General features: G+C 66.4%; 18 protein-coding genes and 1 pseudogene. 16 read left to right on the top strand and 3 right to left on the bottom strand.

The features are described from left to right. Positions 1 to 161 precede the first annotated feature (161 nt). From AC066S_RS05865 to AC066S_RS05920, 12 genes are all read left to right on the top strand, one after another. On the top strand, positions 162 to 317 hold the full coding sequence (locus AC066S_RS05865; protein ID WP_018315820.1) for a hypothetical protein: 156 nt from the start codon (positions 162 to 164) through the stop codon (positions 315 to 317). A gap of 244 nt (positions 318 to 561) precedes the next feature. Then, a complete protein-coding gene (locus tag AC066S_RS05870; RefSeq protein ID WP_478269153.1) occupies positions 562 to 1,227 on the top strand; it encodes a response regulator transcription factor in 666 nt (221 codons plus the stop codon). Between the two features lie 94 nt (positions 1,228 to 1,321). Continuing rightward, a complete protein-coding gene (locus AC066S_RS05875) occupies positions 1,322 to 2,698 on the top strand; it encodes an ATP-binding protein (protein WP_478269154.1) in 1,377 nt (458 codons plus the stop codon). A gap of 162 nt (positions 2,699 to 2,860) precedes the next feature. After that, positions 2,861 to 4,261 carry a hypothetical protein gene (locus tag AC066S_RS05880; RefSeq protein WP_126256152.1) on the top strand — a complete coding sequence of 467 codons (1,401 nt, stop codon included), beginning with the start codon at positions 2,861 to 2,863 and terminating at the stop codon, positions 4,259 to 4,261. A gap of 96 nt (positions 4,262 to 4,357) precedes the next feature. After that, complete coding sequence (locus AC066S_RS05885; RefSeq protein WP_126256744.1) at positions 4,358 to 4,627, top strand: hypothetical protein; 270 nt, start codon at positions 4,358 to 4,360, stop codon at positions 4,625 to 4,627. A 131-nt stretch (positions 4,628 to 4,758) separates the two neighbouring features. Then, positions 4,759 to 5,865, top strand: a complete 1,107-nt coding sequence (ccmI, locus tag AC066S_RS05890) for a c-type cytochrome biogenesis protein CcmI (RefSeq protein ID WP_478269155.1) — start codon at positions 4,759 to 4,761, stop codon at positions 5,863 to 5,865. Between the two features lie 37 nt (positions 5,866 to 5,902). Next, positions 5,903 to 6,427, top strand: coding sequence for a cytochrome c maturation protein CcmE (gene ccmE, locus AC066S_RS05895; RefSeq protein ID WP_478269156.1), 525 nt, complete (start codon positions 5,903 to 5,905; stop codon positions 6,425 to 6,427). Continuing rightward, on the top strand, positions 6,424 to 8,406 hold the full coding sequence (locus AC066S_RS05900) for a heme lyase CcmF/NrfE family subunit (protein ID WP_478269157.1): 1,983 nt from the start codon (positions 6,424 to 6,426) through the stop codon (positions 8,404 to 8,406). The genes ccmE and AC066S_RS05900 overlap by 4 nt, the downstream gene beginning before the upstream one ends. 4 nt (positions 8,407 to 8,410) lie before the next feature. Beyond that, entirely contained in the window at positions 8,411 to 8,893 is a 483-nt protein-coding gene (locus tag AC066S_RS05905) for a cytochrome c-type biogenesis protein (RefSeq protein ID WP_126256148.1), read from the top strand. A 120-nt stretch (positions 8,894 to 9,013) separates the two neighbouring features. After that, positions 9,014 to 10,357: a methyl-accepting chemotaxis protein gene (locus tag AC066S_RS05910; RefSeq protein ID WP_126256147.1), complete on the top strand. Its 1,344-nt coding sequence runs from the start codon at positions 9,014 to 9,016 to the stop codon at positions 10,355 to 10,357. A 222-nt stretch (positions 10,358 to 10,579) separates the two neighbouring features. Then, on the top strand, positions 10,580 to 12,160 hold the full coding sequence (locus AC066S_RS05915; RefSeq protein WP_478269158.1) for a Do family serine endopeptidase: 1,581 nt from the start codon (positions 10,580 to 10,582) through the stop codon (positions 12,158 to 12,160). A gap of 274 nt (positions 12,161 to 12,434) precedes the next feature. Next, positions 12,435 to 13,115 carry a response regulator transcription factor gene (locus AC066S_RS05920; RefSeq protein WP_478269159.1) on the top strand — a complete coding sequence of 227 codons (681 nt, stop codon included), beginning with the start codon at positions 12,435 to 12,437 and terminating at the stop codon, positions 13,113 to 13,115. Positions 13,116 to 13,195: 80 nt separating this feature from the next. Here AC066S_RS05920 and AC066S_RS05925 read toward each other — a convergent pair. From AC066S_RS05925 to AC066S_RS05935, 3 genes and pseudogenes are all read right to left on the bottom strand, one after another. Beyond that, a pseudogene (locus AC066S_RS05925) lies at positions 13,196 to 13,348 on the bottom strand (FCD domain-containing protein); the annotation flags it as partial. 197 nt (positions 13,349 to 13,545) lie between these two features. Further along, complete coding sequence (locus AC066S_RS05930; RefSeq protein WP_135168148.1) at positions 13,546 to 13,902, bottom strand: hypothetical protein; 357 nt, start codon at positions 13,900 to 13,902, stop codon at positions 13,546 to 13,548. A gap of 291 nt (positions 13,903 to 14,193) precedes the next feature. After that, complete coding sequence (locus tag AC066S_RS05935; protein WP_164718445.1) at positions 14,194 to 14,442, bottom strand: hypothetical protein; 249 nt, start codon at positions 14,440 to 14,442, stop codon at positions 14,194 to 14,196. A 234-nt stretch (positions 14,443 to 14,676) separates the two neighbouring features. Between AC066S_RS05935 and AC066S_RS05940 the strand changes: the two genes are divergently transcribed. The 4 genes from AC066S_RS05940 to rpoH all read left to right on the top strand — a co-directional run bounded on the left by AC066S_RS05940 (position 14,677) and on the right by rpoH (position 18,032). Further along, the gene (locus tag AC066S_RS05940; protein ID WP_478269160.1) at positions 14,677 to 14,862 is read left to right on the top strand and encodes a hypothetical protein; all 186 of its coding nucleotides are present in this window, start codon (positions 14,677 to 14,679) and stop codon (positions 14,860 to 14,862) included. A gap of 71 nt (positions 14,863 to 14,933) precedes the next feature. Continuing rightward, on the top strand, positions 14,934 to 15,614 hold the full coding sequence (locus AC066S_RS05945) for a response regulator transcription factor (protein ID WP_135168150.1): 681 nt from the start codon (positions 14,934 to 14,936) through the stop codon (positions 15,612 to 15,614). Between the two features lie 9 nt (positions 15,615 to 15,623). Next, positions 15,624 to 17,048 (top strand): sensor histidine kinase, encoded by a 1,425-nt coding sequence (locus AC066S_RS05950; protein ID WP_478269161.1) that lies wholly within the window; start codon positions 15,624 to 15,626, stop codon positions 17,046 to 17,048. 60 nt (positions 17,049 to 17,108) lie between these two features. After that, on the top strand, positions 17,109 to 18,032 hold the full coding sequence (rpoH, locus tag AC066S_RS05955) for an RNA polymerase sigma factor RpoH (RefSeq protein WP_478269162.1): 924 nt from the start codon (positions 17,109 to 17,111) through the stop codon (positions 18,030 to 18,032). The last annotated feature ends 45 nt before the right edge of the window (positions 18,033 to 18,077 follow it).

Below are 18,077 nucleotides of genomic sequence, written 5' to 3' on the forward strand. Positions count from 1 at the left end.
GGTTGCTGAATCTTCCAACTGCGTTAACCGGCCGCGGGGCCGTGCGGTCGCGGCCCGATCCGAGCGTAAAAGCCGGAACATCGTATCCAATCACGCGTTGGCCCAGACATCAGCTGCGAGGAGGTCGCGGCTAACGAAGCGACATCCAGATTGAGGGCATCATGGCAACCACGCGAGAGCAGCGTCAGATCGTGGAAACTCCGACTGAGGCGCGCCAGGGCGAGCCCGGGCCTTCGGTGGCGGCGCTGCTCGCCATTTCGACCGGGCTAGCGATCCTGATCCTCGCCGTCATCTGGTTCGTGTTCTTCCGGACCTGACGGCCGAATTCACGGGAAGGGCGGACCTTCCGGCCTGCCGCGGGCACGCGGCACATTGCGCCCGTCCTGCTGCCGGTCCGTCCGGCCGCAGGGCGGGCGCAGTCGCGTCGGTGATGGACTTCGTATATGACCCAAAAGTATATGACCAAAAAGTAACGCGGCAGGTTCCCCGCGTTCATATTCAGTTCACGCCGGAATTGCTCATCTGGTGCGGTATTGTCGCGGCCTATTTCTGGAGAGAAGCGTGCGCCTGCTCGTTGTTGAGGACGACCCTGATCTCAATCGCCAGCTCACCAAGGCGCTGACCGACGCCGGCTATGTCGTCGATCGGGCCTTCGACGGGGAGGAGGGGCACTATCTCGGCGACAACGAGCCGTATGATGCCGTCGTGCTCGACATCGGCCTGCCGAAGAAGGACGGCATCTCGGTGCTGGAGGCCTGGCGCCGCAACGGCCGCACCATGCCGGTCCTGATCCTCACCGCCCGCGACCGCTGGAGCGACAAGGTGCAGGGGTTCGATGCCGGCGCCGACGACTACGTCGCAAAACCGTTCCACCTGGAGGAGGTGCTGGCGCGCATCCGTGCGCTGCTGCGCCGCTCGGCCGGCCACGCCCAGAGCGAGCTTAGCTGCGGTCCCGTCACCCTCGACACCAGGACCGGGCGGGTCAGCGTGTCAGGCAATCCCGTCAAGATGACCTCGCACGAATATCGGCTTCTGGCCTACCTGATGCACCATTCCGGGCGGGTGGTCTCCCGCACCGAGCTGGTCGAGCATCTCTACGACCAGGACTTTGACCGCGACTCCAACACCATCGAGGTGTTCGTCGGCCGCATCCGCAAGAAGCTCGACGTCGACATCATCCAGACCGTCCGCGGCCTCGGCTATCTCCTGACCCCGCCGGCCACCTGACGCGCTCCGGGGCTTGACGGGTCGCCCGACAGGGGCCTTGGTCCGGTCATGACCTCCGACGCCCCGCCATCCTGCGCCTCCCGGGATATTTCCGATGGCCGCTAGCTCACTCGCCAACCGACTGTTCCTGTCGGCGACCGCCTGGCTCGTGGTGATCCTGGCCATCACCGGCGTGGTGCTCTCGTCGGTCTACAAGAACGCCACCGAGCGCGCCTTCGACCGCCGGCTCAACCTCTATCTGCGCACCCTCATCGCCGAGGTTGCGACCCCCGACGAGCCGCCGGACCGCCAGTTCCAGTCGCTGGGTGAGCCCCTGTTCGAGCTACCGCTGTCGGGCTGGTACTGGCAGATCACCCGGACCGACACCGAAAAGCCGGAGGTGCGCTCCTCGCGCTCGCTCTGGGACAAGAAGCTGCCGAAGCTGGAGGAGCAGGGCACCGAGCTCACCGCCGCCGGCATTCGCCTTGCCTATGTCGATGGGCCCGAAGGGCAGAACCTGCGCATGGTCGAGCGGCCGGTCGATCTCGGGGCCGACGGCAAGTTTCTGGTCAGCGTCGCCGGCGACGACACCGAGATTTTCGACGAGACGCGCAGCTTCGACTATTATCTCGGCGGCACCTTCACCGCGCTCGGCATCGTGCTGCTGCTGACGACCGTGTTCCAGGTCCGTTTCGGCCTGGCGCCGCTCAAGCGCATCTCGGAATCGATCGCCGACATCCGCTCCGGGCGGGCGGAGCGGCTCGAGGGCGAATTCCCGGTCGAGATCGCGCCATTGGCGCGCGAGACCAATGCGCTGATCGATGCCAATCGCGAGATCGTCGAGCGCGCGCGCACCCATGTCGGCAATCTCGCCCACGCGATCAAGACACCGCTCTCGGTCATCGTCAACGAGGCCGGCGCCCACATTGCCGATCCGTTCGCGGCCAAGGTGATGGAGCAGGCGGACGTGATGCGCGACCAGGTCGCCCATCATCTGGAGCGAGCCCGCATCGCAGCGCGGGTTTCCGTGGTCGCGACCGTGACGGAGGTGGCGCCTGCCATCGAGGCGCTGCGGCGGACCATGGAGAAGATCCATCGCGATCGTGGCATCGTGGTCGAGGCCAAGGCCGATCCGTCGGCGAAATTCCGCGGCGAGCGCCAGGATCTGGAGGAGATGGTCGGCAATCTCGTCGACAATGCCTGCAAATGGGCGGCCTCGCGCGTCTTGATCGAGGTGCTGGTCGAGGCGCCGCGCCAGGCGGGTGCGGGTCCGCGCCTGCGGATCATTGTCGATGACGACGGCCGCGGCCTGTCGGAAGCGGAACGCGCGCAGGTCTCCCGGCGCGGCCAGCGGCTCGACGAGTCCAAGCCCGGCTCGGGATTGGGGCTGTCGATCGTGACCGACCTCGCCGCGCTCTACGGCGGCAGCCTCTCGCTCAGCGGCGCGCCGACCGGCGGCCTGCGCGCCGAACTGGTCCTTCCGGGAATATAATCCGTTGTTCTGGCATGATATTTCGTCCGCGCCAGGGGCCGGCCGACGCCAACAACCAGAGGGATTCGGTCCGACTTCCTAAACGGCTTCTTAAGTGGGCCCTCCTATGATCGCGCCCGGACGCATCCATGTCCGCCACTTTACCGTGCATTACCCGGGCGCATGAGCCAGACATCGATCGAGCGGCTGAGGGAATATCTGGCGCAGCTCCCGCCGCAGGCGCAGGCGCTGCTGATGCGGGAGTTCGAGCGCGCGCTCGAGCGCGGCCAGGACACGGCGGTGGCGACCCTCGTGCTCGAGCAGTTGCGCAAGATTGTCCGCAAGACCGAAGCCGATGAAGCCCCGCCGCCGCGCACGGACGATCTGTCGCGGCTGCTGTTCCAGGTTCTGGAACCGTTCCTGGTCGAAGCGGGCGTCCCGATCCGGGTCGGCCAGATTCGCCGCTCCTCGCTCCAGCCGATCTGGCAATGGCTCGGCCGCGACGGCGCGCCAGGCAAGATCAACGAATTCGAGGCCGCGCTGGCCCGTATGCCCGCCGATAGTGCGGGGCAGGTCGAGGCCTTGGCGCTGAAGCTCCAAGCCGCGGCTGCGGACGCCATTTTCGGGCTGACGGGTCCCGGCGGCGGCGACAAATCGCGCGCGCTGGCCCGGGTCGGCCCGCCCAACGTGATCGAGGACCTCTATTCGATCGGAGCGGTGCTCCAGGTCCGGGAGGCCGTCGCCAGCCTGAACGAGAGGCTGCCGCGGACCTTGCGCGCGTTCGGCGATTCCCAGATCGCCTCGGTGACGTCGGCGCTCAATATTCCGGTGCTCCAGACGCCGCAGATGCTGCCCTTCGCGCTGTCGATCGTGGTGCAGCGGATGACCGCGCCGTGGCAGATCATTCGCCTCGCCATCAAGATTGCCGCCTCCGACGACGAGATCCGCGTCGCGGCGACGCCTTACGGCGTTGCCGTCACGATCGCGCTGCACGATCTGTCCTGTGTCGCGGCCACCTTGCGCATGGACATCAAGCGCGGCCATTTCGACAACGTGGCCGGCAATCTCAAGGCGTTGCACGACGGCGTGCGCGGCCTGCGCACCGAGCTCGACCTGCGCAACGATTCCGCCTGGGGCAGGCAGCTCACCTCGATCCGGGCCGACATCTCCAATGCGCTGCAATCCGAGATCGACAGCGTTCCCGGCCGGGTCCGCCGCATCCTGCGCCAGCGGCCAGAGAAGGACATTCCGCCGGGGGCGCGGATCGACAGCACCGAGGTGGAAGAGACCGTGGCACTGATCGATTTCGTCGCGACCTGCCGCAATTATGCGAGCGAGCTGGCGATCAACGAAGTGACGCTGCGCACCTATTCCGACCTCCAGCAATACGTCGAACGCTCGACCGAGCAGCTGGTGCAGTCGTTGCGGGCCGCCGATCACAAGGTCCGCACCTATCGGCAACAGCAGGTGGACGCCGCAATTCGCTTCTGCCAGGTGCTGTTCGGCGACGACTACGCCTCGCTGATGAGCCGGGCCGCGCAAAACGCCGCTACGGGCGAACGAAAATCGTCGCGCGCGAGCTGATTGAGGCGTATATTTTGTAATCACAATTTCTGGTTGACGGTGCCGGTACCGCGCCGTACGGTCCCCGTGGAAATCCGGGGACTTCTATTCGTGCGCATGAAACCCGTCATCAGCTCGATCGAAATTGAGAACCGCGTCGTCGTTGCCAAGTATCAAAGGCTGATGGTCGGCGCCAAAGTGGTGGTGGTCGAGAAGGCAAGCGGTCGGCAACTGTCCGAGACCATCACGCGGGTTGCGTCCCCGGTTCCCGTTGGTGCGCTGCGCATCAGATTGCCGGAGGCCGTCCCCCCAGGAACGTACTTCCTGAAGGCCTTCAACGGCCACGGCGAGCAGGCCGCGCAAAGTGCGGATTTCGAGATCCGCTAAGCCGTTGGATTTGCATCGCTTCGAGACTGCTTGCGGTCGCGCCGAATTGACAATTGTCAATTGCCGCATCGTCCGGCCGTGGTGTAAAGGCACCTATGGGCGCGGTTCGTGCGCTGCCGGAAGCTTGCCAGATGACGCTATGGTTCGTGTTCGCGCTGATGACGGTCGCGGCGATTTTCGCCGTGCTTTGGCCGCTTGGCCGCAAGGGACGCGCGCAAGATCAAGGTAGCGAGGTCGCGGTTTACAAGGACCAGCTGGCCGAGATCGAGCGTGATCTCGCCGCAGGCATGATTCCGGCGCCCGACGCCGAGGCCGCGCGGGTCGAGATCAGCCGCAGGCTGCTTGCCGCGGCCGCGAGCGAGCCCGCGACGGCACCGACGTCGAACGTGACATGGCGCCGCGTGGCGGCCGTGCTGGCGCTCGCCGGCCTGCCGCTCGTTGCGCTCGGCGTCTACATGCCGCTGGGTTCGCCCAAATTACAGGACTTTCCGCTGGCGCAACGGGAGCGCGTGCCGGGCAAGGCGCAGTCGCTCGAGAACCTCGTCGCACAGGTCCAGCAACATCTGGAAAAGAATCCGACCGACGGCCGCGGCTGGAACGTGCTGGCGCCGGTGCTGCAGCGGCTCGGCCGTTTCGACGATGCGGTGCGCGCCTATCGCAACTCGCTCACCTACAATGGCGAGAGCGCGGAGCGCCGGGCCGATCTCGGCGAAGCGCTCTCGGCCGCCGCCGGCGGCGTGGTGACCGCCGAGGCCAAGACGGAGTTCGAGCGGGCCCAGGCCCTGGACGCGGACGATCCCAAGGCCAACTACTTCCTCGGCCTCGCCGCCGAGCAGGACGGCCGCAAGGACGATGCCGCGACGATCTGGCGCGCGCTGCTTGCCAAGGCGCCCGCCGATGCGCCCTGGCGCGCCCTGGTGCAGACCTCGCTGGCGCGGGTCGGCGGCGGCGGCACGATGCCGGCGCTGTCCGACGAGGCGATTGCAGCTTCCAAGGACATGGCCGAAGGCGATCGCAACGCGATGGTGCGCGGCATGGTCGAACGTCTGGCCACCCGGTTGAAGCAGAACGGCGACGACGTCGAGAGCTGGCTGCGCCTGGTGCGCGCCTATCTCGTGATGGGCGAGCGGGACAAGGCGATGGGGGCGTCGGCCGATGCCCGGCAGGCGGTTGCCAGCGACGGCGAGCGGCTTCGCCAGCTCAACGAAGGCCTCAGGACGCTCGGGCTCGGCGGATGACGATGTCGGGACGACAGAAGCGGAGAACGGATACGCCATGACGCGCAAGCAGCGACGTATGACCATCATCGGCGGCTCGCTCACCGTGCTCGCGCTCGCGGCCGCGCTGGTGCTCAACGCCCTTCGCGACTCCATCGTGTTCTTCTCGACGCCGACCATGGTCGCCGAGAAGCACGTCGAGCCGGGCAAGCGGTTTCGTCTCGGCGGGCTGGTGCAGCCCGGCTCGCTGCAGCGCGGGGACAATCTCGCGGTGACCTTCGAGGTCGCCGACGGCAACGCCAAGCTGCCGGTGGCTTTCAAGGGCATCCTGCCCGACCTGTTCCGCGAGGGGCAGGGCGTCGTCGCCGAAGGTGCGCTCGATGCCAACGGTGTGTTCAAGGCCGATACCGTGCTTGCCAAGCACGACGAGACCTACATGCCCAAGGACGTCGCCGATGCCCTGAAGAAGCAGGGGCACTGGAAGGACGATTACGGCGGCAAGCCTTCCGACGGCGGCAAGACGTCCGATGCGGGCAAGCCGGCGACAACGGCGCAGGGCAATCCGCAAGGAGCGGTGCGGTGATCGCAGAATCCGGACATTACGCCCTGGTGCTGGCGCTCGGGCTCGCCCTGATCCAGTCGGTCTTGCCCCTGATCGGCGCGCGCCTGCGTGACGTCGCGCTCATGAACGTGGCGCGCTCCACGGCGCTGGCGCAGCTCCTGTTCGTCTGCGCTTCGTTCATCGCTCTCGTGATGCTGCACGTGAACTCGGATTTCTCGGTCGCCAACGTCTACGAGAATTCCCACTCGATGAAGCCGCTGCTCTACAAGATCACCGGCGTGTGGGGAAACCATGAAGGCTCGATGCTGTTGTGGGTGTCGATCCTCGCGCTGTTCGGCGGGCTGGTCGCCGCTTTCGGCAACAATTTGCCGCTGTCGCTGCGCGCGCACGTGCTCGCCGTCCAGGCCTGGGTCGCCAGCGCCTTCTATCTCTTCATCCTCGTGACGTCGAACCCGTTCCTGCGTATCGCGAACCCGCCGATCGAGGGCCGCGATCTCAATCCGGTGCTCCAGGACATCGGGCTCGCCGTGCATCCGCCGATGCTCTATCTCGGCTATGTCGGCTTCTCGATCTCGTTCTCCTTCGCCATCGCGGCGCTGATGGAGGGACGGATCGACGCGGCCTGGGCGCGCTGGGTGCGGCCGTGGACGCTGGTCGCCTGGATCTTCCTGACGCTCGGCATCGCCATGGGCTCGTACTGGGCCTATTACGAGCTCGGCTGGGGCGGCTGGTGGTTCTGGGATCCGGTCGAGAACGCCTCGCTGATGCCGTGGCTCTCCGGCACCGCGCTATTGCATTCGGCGCTGGTGATGGAAAAGCGGAACGCGCTGAAGGTCTGGACCATCCTGCTCTCGATCCTGACCTTCTCGCTGTCGCTGCTCGGCACCTTCCTGGTGCGCTCGGGCGTCATCACCTCGGTGCACGCCTTTGCCACCGATCCCACCCGCGGCGTGTTCATTCTGCTGATCCTCTGCCTGTTCATCGGCGGCAGCCTGTCGCTGTTCGCGGGCCGCGCCACGTCGTTGAAGCAGGGCGGCCTGTTCGCACCGATCTCGCGCGAGGGCGCGCTGGTCCTGAACAATCTGCTGCTCACGGTCGCCTGCGCCGTCGTGCTGTTCGGCACGCTCTATCCGCTGGCGATGGAGATGCTCGCTGACTTCAAGATGTCGGTCGGTGCGCCGTTCTACAACCTGACCTTTGCGCCGCTGTTTACCCTGCTGCTGCTGGCCGTGCCGTTCGGGCCGATGCTGGCGTGGAAGCGCGGCGACCTGCTCGGCGTGACGCAGCGCCTGTTAGCTGCGGGCGTTGCCGGGCTCGTCGCCGTCGCCATCGCCTGGGGCTGGGCGACGGGCGGCAGCACGCTGGCGCCGCTCGCGATCGGGCTTGGCGTCTTCGTCATCGCCGGCGCGGTCACCGACATCGTCGAGCGGACCGGCCTCGTGCGGCTGCCGTTCGCAACCGTGCTGCACCGGGCGCGTGGCCTGCCGCGCTCGTCCTGGGGCACCGCGTTTGCGCATGCCAGCCTCGGCGTGACGCTGATCGGGATCGTCTGCGAGACCACCTGGAACAGCGAATATATCGCGACGATGAAGCAGAACGACGTCGCCCACATCGCCGGCTTCGACGTGAAGCTCGACGGGGTGCTGCAGCGTCAGGGGCCGAACTACCGCGAGATGATTGCCGAGTTCAACGTCAGCCGCGACGGCGCGCCGCTCAGCGTCATGACGCCGTCCAAGCGCAGCTTCACCACCCGCGGCTCCTCGACCACCGAGGCCGCGCTGCTGACGCGCGGCGCGAGCCAGCTCTATATCTCGCTCGGCGACGCCAACGCCGAGGGCGCCATCGCCGTGCGCATCTATTACAAGCCGATGGTGCTCCTGATCTGGTGGGGACCGGTGCTGATGGCCTTCGGCGGCGTGCTGTCGCTGTCCGACCGGCGCCTGCGGGTCGGCGCGCCGAAGCCGGCGCGGGCCAAGCAGCGCCTCCAACCGGCGGAGTGATCCGATGCGCCGGATCATGACCGCGTTCGCCCTGCTGATGCTGCTGGCTTTGCCGGCAGCCCACGCGGTGCAGCCCGACGAGATCATGTCGGATCCGGCCAAGGAAGCCCGTGCGCGCGAGCTGTCGCGCGAGCTGCGCTGCATGGTCTGCCAGAACCAGTCGATCGACGATTCCGATGCGCCGCTGGCGCGCGACCTGCGGCTCCTGGTGCGCGAGCGCATCGGCGCCGGCGACAGCAATTCGCAGGTGCTCGACTTCCTGGTCGCGCGCTACGGCGAGTTCGTGCTGCTGAAGCCGCGCTTCGAGCGGCAAAACCTGCTGCTGTGGCTGCTCGGGCCGGTGCTGCTGATCGGCGGCGGCATGGCCCTGTGGCTGCAGATCCGGCGTCGCGCCCGTGGCGGTGCAGACCTACCAGCGCCGCCGCTCACGGCCGACGAACAGGCGAAGCTCGCGGCCTTGATGTCCGACGAGACCAAATCTCCGTAGTGACGCGACTGGCCACGTAATCCTACGTAGAGCGCCGGCTCGCCGCGGCGCGGTTCATGGTATTTTGACCTTTGTCTGGAAGCTTGTCGCGAGCTTCGATTCCAGACTCCGAGTGCCCCCATGTTCGCGAACAGCAATCTGACGATCCGCTTCCTGGTCGGCGCCGTCGTCGCTGCATTATTGTTTCTGCTGGGCATCGGCGGCGGCACCGGCTTCATTGCGGTGCTCTATCTCAACAACGAGATCACCAGCCTGTCCTCGGACTTCGCCGCGCTGAGCGGCCCCGCGCGCGACCATGCCATGCAGATCTATCAGCAGGCGCAGGCCGCGTTCTCCTATTTCCTGGCCGCCTGCGGCGTGATCGCCGTCGTCGCCTTCGCGATCTGCCTCACCACCTGGTTTGCCGTCCGCAACGGCATCCTCAATCCGCTGGCGGCGATCGTCCATGCGATGCGCGAGGTCGCCGACCAGAAGTTCGAGACGCCGGTTCCGGGGCTCGGCCGCACCAACGAGATCGGCCTGCTCGCCGGCGCGCTGGAGGTGTTCAAGACCAACGGCATCGAGCGGCGCCACCTCACCGAACGGCAGCTCCACGAAGCGCAGCACCAGGCCGAGCGATCGAAATTCCTGGACGACCGGATCAAGCGCTTCAACGACCTCGTTGCCAGCGTCGTCGACAGCGTGGCGTCATCGGCGGTGCACCTGAAGAGCAACGCCGAGACGCTGTCGCGGACGGCCAACGACACCAGCACCAAGGCCAATGCGGTCGCAAGCGCCGCGAGCCTCGCCAGCGCCAGCGTGCAGACGGTGGCAGGTTCTGCCGGGGAGATGACGAATTCGATCGGCACGATCAGCCGCCGCGTCACCGACGCGACCCAGCGCGCCGAAGGCGCGGCGTCCGAGGCGGAGAAGAGCCGCGACACCATCCACACGCTGTCGGATGCAGCCGACAAGATCGGCGAGGTCGTCCAGCTGGTGCAGGCGATCGCATCGCAGACCAACCTGCTGGCGCTGAACGCCACCATCGAGGCGGCACGGGCAGGGGAGGCCGGCAAGGGGTTTGCGGTGGTCGCTTCCGAGGTGAAGAATCTGGCGCATCAGACCAGCAAGGCGACGGAAGAGATCACCTCCCACGTCGCCAGCATTCAGGGCATCACCGCACAGACGCGCGACGCGATCGACGGCATCTCCAAGACGCTGGCGGAGATCTCCTCCATCATGTCCGGCATCGAGGTCGACACCTCCCAGCAGCGCAACGCGACGCAGGAGATCACGCGCAGCGCCCAGGACGCCGCGCGCGGCACCCTCGACGTCTCCAACCATATCGTCCAGATCACCTCGACCTCCGCGGAGACCGGCCGCATGGCCGCCGAGGCGCGGGATTCCGCGGTCGATCTGTCGCAGCAGGCCGAAACCTTGAAGCGCGAAGTCGACGAGTTCATCGTCAGCGTCAGAGCAAGCTAAGCGCGCCAAAAAGCCCACCCCCGCGCGTTCCGGGAACTCGAGTTAAGTTCCTGTGGAATCACAATTTTCGGCCTGCGCTAAACTGCCGCATCCGCGTTCCGCCTTTATTACGAAAGTTTAACCCCGCCGCCAGCGCACGGTAAGGCGGGAGCCCCCATCTTCAGGTCCGTAAGGTGCCGCCCTCAGGCATCACATGGATTTCAAGGCCCTGGAGATCTCTGCATGACCGACCGTATCGACCTCTCGAACCTTCCGTCCTACCGGCAGCCGCGCCGGTCGGTGTTCTCCGCGCGCAAGTTCGCGCTGATGGCCTCGGTCGTCGCCGGCCTTGGCGCGGCCGTCTATGGCTTCGGCCCGTCGAGCTCGCCGGCCGAGCTGTTCTCGAGCCCGGCGCATGCGCAGGTCAACAACGAGGTCCGCAAGGTCGAACGTCCCATCGGCTTCGCCGACATCGTCGAGCGCGTGAAGCCCTCGGTGATCTCGGTGAAGGTCAACATGAAGGAAAAGACCGCGAGCAACGATGACGGCGACGATTCCGCCTCGCCGTTCCAGCCGGGCTCGCCGATGGAGCGCTTCTTCCGCCGCTTCGGCGGACCGGATGGTTTCCCCCCGGGCATGAAGGGCGGCCGCGGCCGCGTCGTGCAGGGCCAGGGCTCCGGCTTCTTCATCTCGGCTGACGGCTTTGCCGTGACCAACAACCATGTGGTCGACGGCGCCGACAAGGTCGAGATCACCACCGACGAGGGCAAGACCTACACCGCCAAGGTGATCGGCACCGACCAGCGCACCGACCTCGCCCTGATCAAGGTCGAGGGCAGCTCGAACTTCCCGTTCGCCAAGCTCGCCGACAGCAAGCCGCGGATCGGCGACTGGGTGCTTGCGGTCGGCAATCCCTTCGGTCTCGGCGGCACCGTGACCGCGGGCATCGTCTCGGCGAGCGGCCGCGACATCGGCAACGGCCCCTATGACGATTTCATCCAGATCGACGCGCCCGTGAACAAGGGCAATTCCGGCGGTCCGGCCTTCGATACGAATGGCGAGGTGATGGGCGTCAACACCGCGATCTACTCGCCCTCCGGCGGCAGCGTCGGAATCGCGTTCTCGATTCCGGCGAGCACGGTGAAGAGCGTGGTCGCCCAGCTCAAGGACAAGGGCTCGGTCAGCCGCGGCTGGATCGGCGTGCAGATTCAGCCCGTCACGTCCGACATCGCCGACAGCCTCGGCATGAAGAAGGCCGAAGGCGCGCTGGTGGCGGAGCCGCAGGCCAACGGTCCGGCAGCCAAGGCCGGCATCGAATCCGGCGACGTCATCACGGCGGTCAACGGCGAACCCGTCAAGGACGCTCGCGAGCTTGCCCGCACCATCGGCGGCATGGCGCCGGGCGCGACCGTGAAGCTCAACGTGCTGCACAAGGGTCAGGACAAGGTGGTCAACCTCACCCTCGGCCAATTGCCGAACACGGTCGAGGCCAAGGCCGACAACGACAATGACAGCGGCAAGGGTGCGAGCAAGGGTACCGACGTGCCCAGGCTCGGCATGACCGTTGCGCCCGCCAATTCGGTGGCCGGCGCCGGCAAGGAAGGCGTCGTCGTCACCCAGGTCGATCCGAAGAGCGCCGCGGCTGAACGCGGCTTCAAGGAAGGCGACGTGATTCTCGAAGTCGGCGGCAAGAGCGTCGCCACCGCCGGCGAAGTCCGCGATGCCATCAATACGGCGCGGACCGACAACAAGAACAGCGTCCTGATGCGCGTGAAGAGCGGCGGCCAGTCGCGCTTCGTCGCGGTGCCCCTCGCCAAGGGGTAAGCGTTTAGGAGGCTCTCGAGATGAAGGGTGTCGCCGGCATCAGTCGCCCCCGCCGCCGGCGCCCTTCGGGGAAGCAGCGTAACAATCGCTTCCCCTTGCTACCTTCCGGTGGAAAAACGCCCCCCTCCGTCGGAAGGCCTAGGGCGGTGAAGTCCCCCCAGCTTCACCGCCCGCCTTTTTCTCCATGCCAGCGTCTCCCCCTCGGCTTGCATGCGATTGCCGCTCGCGCCATGTTTAGAGAAGGTTGACCTCCTTGACCGCCGCCGAACGCACGATGCGCCTCCTCATCATCGAAGACGACCGCGAATCCGCCGACTACCTCGTGAAGGCGTTTCGCGAGGTCGGACACATTGCCGACCACGCCGCCGACGGCGAGGAGGGCCTCGCCATGGCCGAGAGCGGGGATTACGACGTGCTTGTGGTCGACCGCATGCTGCCCAAGCGCGACGGCCTGTCGCTGATCGGCGCGCTGCGCGACAAGGGCAACACGACGCCGGTGCTGATTCTCTCCGCGCTCGGCCAGGTCGACGACCGCATCAAGGGCCTGCGCGCCGGCGGCGACGATTATCTGCCGAAGCCCTATTCCTTCGCCGAGCTGCTGGCCCGGGTCGAGGTGCTGTCACGCCGCCGCGGCGGGCCCGTCGAGGACACGCTCTACCGCGTCGGCGATCTCGAGCTCGACCGGCTCTCGCATCGCGTCGCCCGCGGCAAGGACGAGCTGACGCTGCAGCCGCGCGAATTCCGCCTGCTCGAATATCTGATGAAGCATGCCGGCCAGGTGGTGACGCGCACCATGCTCTTGGAGAACGTCTGGGACTATCATTTCGATCCGCAGACCAACGTGATCGACGTGCACATTTCGCGCTTGCGCTCCAAGATCGACAAGGGCTTCGAGCGGCCGCTGCTGCACACGATCCGCGGCGCCGGGTACATGATCCGTGACGGGATCAGATAAGATACGGTACCTATTGCTGCCTCGCGCAGGCTCTTGTTGATCCGTTTCGGCTGCGACATTGATGTGATCCGCAGCAGTTGAATTCGGTCGTGCAGCGGCTTGAGCATGCGCTCGATGAAGGCATTGCGGCAGCCGCCGATCAGCGCCGCGTAGAAATCGGTCTTGGCCTCGAGGCATCCGACGAGGTCTTGCTTGGCCGCCGCCGCCTTCAGTCGTGTCAGGGCATCCCCGATCCGGCGCGCGACGTCCGGGTCGTGAAGCCTGGCGCATTCGCACTCCGCCGGCCTTCAATTCGTCCGCGTCAACACGCGCCGCGGCCCTGTCGTGCTCGCCGTAACGCATGCCGACAGTCCCGCCATGAAACTGCGCAGCTCGATCGGACCGGACCATGACGTCGTCAGGTCCGGTGCGATCGGCGCCGTGCGCGCGCTTAGCTGCAGCTCAGCGGCAATGGCTGGTCGGGATGCAGCTCGTACCAGTCATAGCAATCCGGATAGGCGCCGTAGAATCCATATCCGGGCCGGCCGTAGCGGTGAAATGCGTGCTGGCGGAGGCCGCCGGCATGACCGACGAAGCCGAGGTGCTCGCCGCCGAACCGGGCGCCGCCGCCGAAGCCTCCCTCGTGGCCCATGCCGCCGAAATGCGCGCCGCCGCCAAAGCCCGCATGTCCTCCGCCGCCAAAGCCGCCGTGGCCGCCGCCACCACCGCCGCCGTGCGCGTCCGCCGCGCCGATGGCCAGCGTCGAAGCGAGTGCTGCTGTTGCCAGAATCATGATGGCTCGTTTCATGGAAAACTCCTCTCGTACTGAGCTGCCCCGCCCATCCCGGAAGCCGCTGACGCATCGTGCTGCGCGCGCGAGGCTGCCGATGATTGGGCGTGTGATGCAAGAGAGGTAGGAGCGATGCACGGCAATCCAACTGAATTCGGTGTCATACATCGGTCGCGCTACTCGCGAAGGTGAACTCGCCGCGCGCTGCAGCGGCGTGCGCGCGAGGAGCGGGCTGAATCGACCAGCCCGCTCCCTGTCGTTCGACGTGCGGCGGCCGGCGGCGTCATCCGCACGGACGGGTCGACGCGATCAGAAGCTGCCGGTGCCCGGCTCGCACGGCACGTTGTTGCCGGTCCACGGTGCGGTGGCGAAGGCGCCGACACGCGGCGCCGGAACGCAGGCGCGTTCGCCCGGATAATAGAAGGGCCCGCTCGTTGCGACCGTATCGGCTTCCACGGCGGGCCGCCGCACGACGCCGTGATGCTCGCGCGCCATCACGGGCCCGCCGAGCATGGCGGCCGCAATCAGTCCCATCGACAACAGTCTGGACGTGGTCATTCGCTCTCTCCATTGGTGACGTCGGGCCGAACAAGCCGGCTCGCCGTCGAGGTGCGAACAATCGGGCGCGATTCAAACGCACGATTTGCTCACTCGCGTTCAACGGCCTGTGAGCCGATGCGGCGCCGCAGCCGCGATCGTGCGAATGCACAACATCCGTGGCCCCGGAAACTACAGCGCGTGCGTTGAGGGCATATGTTCGATGCAGCGCAGTTCGCAGCGGAGTCCGCAAAGATGATCACGACATTGGCAACACGCATCGTCCTTGCATTGGCGCTGCTCGTGAGGCGAGCCGTCCGCAACATGAACTGGAATTCAATGGCAGCGCCCGCGCAGCAAACCTATCTCGCACCACAGCGAGTGGCCGGCATCGGGCAGCGTCAGGGCCGCGGGTTCGGTGCGCGCGGACGCCGAACATGACGCTGCGCGCCGTTGTACCCCCGCTTCCTCACCGCGCGCCAAGACGCCGCGCGGAACGTGGAGCGAAGATCATGAACCGGATTCTCCTGATCGAGGACGACGCCGAGACTGCCGAGGCGATTGTCGCCGAGCTCGCCGATCGCGGCTTCGAGGTGCAATGGGCCGGCGACGGTGTCGAAGGGCTCGACCGTGCGCGCGCGTCGAGCCCGGATGCCATGATCGTCGATCGCATGCTGCCCGGCATGGACGGGCTGACCGTCATCGAGGCGCTGCGCAAGGATCAGGTCAGGACCCCGGTGCTTGTCCTCAGTGCGCTCGGTGCGGTGGATGACCGGGTGCGCGGATTGCGCATGGGCGGCGATGATTATCTCACAAAGCCGTTTGCGCTGGTCGAGCTGGTCGCGCGGATCGAGGCGTTACTGCGCCGTCCGATCGACAGCCGCGAAACCATCCTTCATGTCGGCCCGCTCCAGCTCGACCTGATCGAGCGGACTGCGCGGCGTGCCGAGCGCGAACTCGACCTGCTGCCGCGCGAATTCCGCCTGCTCGAATACATGATGCGCCGGAACGATCAGCTGCTGACGCGCGCGATGCTGCTCGAGGAGGTCTGGAACTACAAGTTCGTTCCGGCGACCACGAACCTGATCGACGTGCATATGGGCCGGCTTCGCCACAAGGTCGACGGTCCCGGAGAGGCGCAGCTCATTCACAACGTCCGAGGCTCCGGCTTCGTCCTGCGCTTGCGGCGATAGGGGCGGCAGATGCACCAGATCCAGTTGATCCGCTCCAGCACATTCCTCTGGGCCCTGGCCGTGGCGGCCGCTTTCGCGCTGTTCGTGGTCGCCCTGTTCGCGTTCATCTACTGGAAGCTCGACGACTATCTGGTCGCGCGATCCGATCGCATGATCACGACGCAGATCCGCTTCATCGCAGACCTGCCGCCGGCCCGCCGCATCAGCGCCATCGCGGATCATCTCGCGCAGGATTCCAGGGGCGTGCAGTACGCGGGACTGTTCGATGCCGCCGGCGCCAGGCTTGCCGGCAACATCGACCGCGTGCCGCGTGAGCTGGGGCTGGACGGAGCAGTGCAGGGCGTGCGGCTGGATCTGCTCGAACAGCCCGCGGTCCATGTTCCGGTCGTCAGGGCGGTCGGCAGGCGTCTCGATGACGGCGATGTCCTCGTGCTGGGACGGAACGTGGATGAGACGCGCGAGATATCGAGCGTGGTGGGGGAGGCCCTGGCCCTGGGCCTGCTGCCGGCCTTCAGCCTCTGCCTGCTGGCTGGAGTCTGGCTGAGCGTCCGCGCCCAGAGGCGCGTCGAGGAGGTCAACCAGCGGGTTCAACGGATCGTGGCCGGCGAGCTGCGCGAGCGGCTTCCAGAGGGCAGCACGGACGATTCCTTCGCGCGGCTGGCCAGGATCGTGAACGGCATGCTCGACGAGATGGAGACCATGATCAATGCGCTTGCCGGCGTCGGCAACGACATCGCTCATGATCTCAGGACTCCGCTGACGCGCGTCCGTCTGGCGCTGGAGCGTGGGCGAACGCATGCGGCAACGCTGGAAGAGCTCCAGGACATCACGGACAAGGCCATCGTCGGCATCGACCAGTCGCTCGCGATTGTCACGGCCTTGCTGCGCCTGACCGAGATCGAGAACAGCCGTCGCATGGCCGGCTTTGGCGATGTCGCGCTCGATGAGATCCTGCGGGAGGTGTGCGATGTCTATGAACCCATCGCCGAAGACAAGCGCATCGGGCTCGGTGTCGTCATCGATCGCAATGTGCAGGTGTGGGGTGACCGCGACCTGCTGTTCGAGGCGGTCGCCAACCTCGTCGACAATGCCATCAAGTTCACGTCGCCAGGCGGAGGGGTGGAGCTCGCTCTGGAAGCAGGGGACGACACCGCGCTGGTTCGCGTGAGCGATACCGGGCCTGGCATCAGCGAACGGGAGCGCGAAGCGGTGCTGCGGCGGTTCTATCGCTCCGACAAGATGCGCAATACGCCGGGCGTCGGTCTCGGACTGAGCCTTGTGGCCGCGATCGTCAAGCTGCACGGCTTTCGGTTGATCATTGGTCCCGCTCCCGGTGGGCGGATCGAGATCCTCGCCTGGACCGGGAGCGCGGGCAAGCCCATCACGCGCCGGCCGCGGACACTGGTACGCGCAGACGCGAGCCAGATGGGATGAGCCAGATGATGCACGAAGCTTTCGAGATCAATCAGCCGGCCTGGAATGTAGGAGTGACAAATGCAGACTAGCCACGAACTGGCGAGGCGCGATCCCGTCGCCGTGCCGGCCGCATCGGTGTCGACGCCGTTTCTCAGCGCCTATTCGGCGAGCATCAGGCGCTTTGACCTGCTCGAGCCGGGTCAGGAGCAGCAGCTGGCACGTCGCTGGCAGGAAACGCGGGACCGGAGCGCGGCGGACGCGCTCGTCACCAGCCATCTCCGGCTCGCTGCCAAGCTGGCCCGTGGTTACAAGGGATATGGCCTTCCGCTGGTCGATCTGATCGCGGAGGCGAATCTCGGCCTCGTGATCGCAGCATCACGCTTCGCACCCGGCCACGGCGCGCGATTCTCCAGCTATGCGGTCTGGTGGATCAAGGCTGCCATTCACGAATACATCCTGCGGTCTTGGTCCCTGGTCAAGATCGGGACGACGGCCGCGCAGAAGAAGCTGTTTTTCAAGCTCCGCAGCGAGATCAGAAAGGCCACCGGCAGCGTGATGACAGGGCTTACGCCCGACGTCGCCGAACTGATAGCCGGGAAGCTCGATGTGACGGCGCGTGACGTCATCGAGATGGACGCGCGGCTGAATGGCGACCTGTCGCTGAATGCGCGCGTCGGCGGCGAGGAAGGCGGAATCGAGCTGGAAGCCTTGTTGGTCGATGGGGCAGTCGATGCTGAGACGGTGCTGGCCGATCACGAGCAGACGGAACAGCGCACCAGGGCCTTGCGTGTTGCGCTGGGCGGGCTTGCGGCGCGGGAACGACACATCTTCGAGGCGCGGCGGCTGACGGAATGTCCTGTGACGCTCGATCAACTCGCCCGCGAATTGTCCATCTCCAGCGAGCGTGTCAGGCAGATCGAGATTCGCGCCTTTGCCAAGGTCAAGCGGGCCGTCATGCTCGCCGCGCGGGACGCGCCGCGCGCGGCCGCGTGCAGCGTCTGAATTCGTTTTCATTTGAACGGAGGTCCGGCCGTCCTCACCTGTTCG

It is taken from the genome of Bradyrhizobium sp. CFUWI, from assembly GCF_056429085.1.

Excerpts from the sequence above, each read along its gene's own strand:
- AC066S_RS05905 (WP_126256148.1), top strand. The coding sequence starts at position 8,411 with ATGCGCCGGATCATGACCGCGTTCGCCCTGCTGATGCTGCTGGCTTTG.
- AC066S_RS05875 (WP_478269154.1), top strand. The coding sequence starts at position 1,322 with ATGGCCGCTAGCTCACTCGCCAACCGACTGTTCCTGTCGGCGACCGCC.
- AC066S_RS05920 (WP_478269159.1), top strand. The coding sequence starts at position 12,435 with ATGCGCCTCCTCATCATCGAAGACGACCGCGAATCCGCCGACTACCTC.
- AC066S_RS05930 (WP_135168148.1), bottom strand. The coding sequence starts at position 13,902 with ATGAAACGAGCCATCATGATTCTGGCAACAGCAGCACTCGCTTCGACG.
- AC066S_RS05950 (WP_478269161.1), top strand. The coding sequence starts at position 15,624 with ATGCACCAGATCCAGTTGATCCGCTCCAGCACATTCCTCTGGGCCCTG.
- AC066S_RS05935 (WP_164718445.1), bottom strand. The coding sequence starts at position 14,442 with ATGACCACGTCCAGACTGTTGTCGATGGGACTGATTGCGGCCGCCATG.
- AC066S_RS05885 (WP_126256744.1), top strand. The coding sequence starts at position 4,358 with ATGAAACCCGTCATCAGCTCGATCGAAATTGAGAACCGCGTCGTCGTT.
- AC066S_RS05915 (WP_478269158.1), top strand. The coding sequence starts at position 10,580 with ATGACCGACCGTATCGACCTCTCGAACCTTCCGTCCTACCGGCAGCCG.
- AC066S_RS05880 (WP_126256152.1), top strand. The coding sequence starts at position 2,861 with ATGAGCCAGACATCGATCGAGCGGCTGAGGGAATATCTGGCGCAGCTC.
- AC066S_RS05945 (WP_135168150.1), top strand. The coding sequence starts at position 14,934 with ATGAACCGGATTCTCCTGATCGAGGACGACGCCGAGACTGCCGAGGCG.
- ccmI (WP_478269155.1), top strand. The coding sequence starts at position 4,759 with ATGACGCTATGGTTCGTGTTCGCGCTGATGACGGTCGCGGCGATTTTC.
- ccmE (WP_478269156.1), top strand. The coding sequence starts at position 5,903 with ATGACGCGCAAGCAGCGACGTATGACCATCATCGGCGGCTCGCTCACC.
- rpoH (WP_478269162.1), top strand. The coding sequence starts at position 17,109 with ATGCAGACTAGCCACGAACTGGCGAGGCGCGATCCCGTCGCCGTGCCG.
- AC066S_RS05940 (WP_478269160.1), top strand. The coding sequence starts at position 14,677 with ATGATCACGACATTGGCAACACGCATCGTCCTTGCATTGGCGCTGCTC.
- AC066S_RS05910 (WP_126256147.1), top strand. The coding sequence starts at position 9,014 with ATGTTCGCGAACAGCAATCTGACGATCCGCTTCCTGGTCGGCGCCGTC.
- AC066S_RS05865 (WP_018315820.1), top strand. The coding sequence starts at position 162 with ATGGCAACCACGCGAGAGCAGCGTCAGATCGTGGAAACTCCGACTGAG.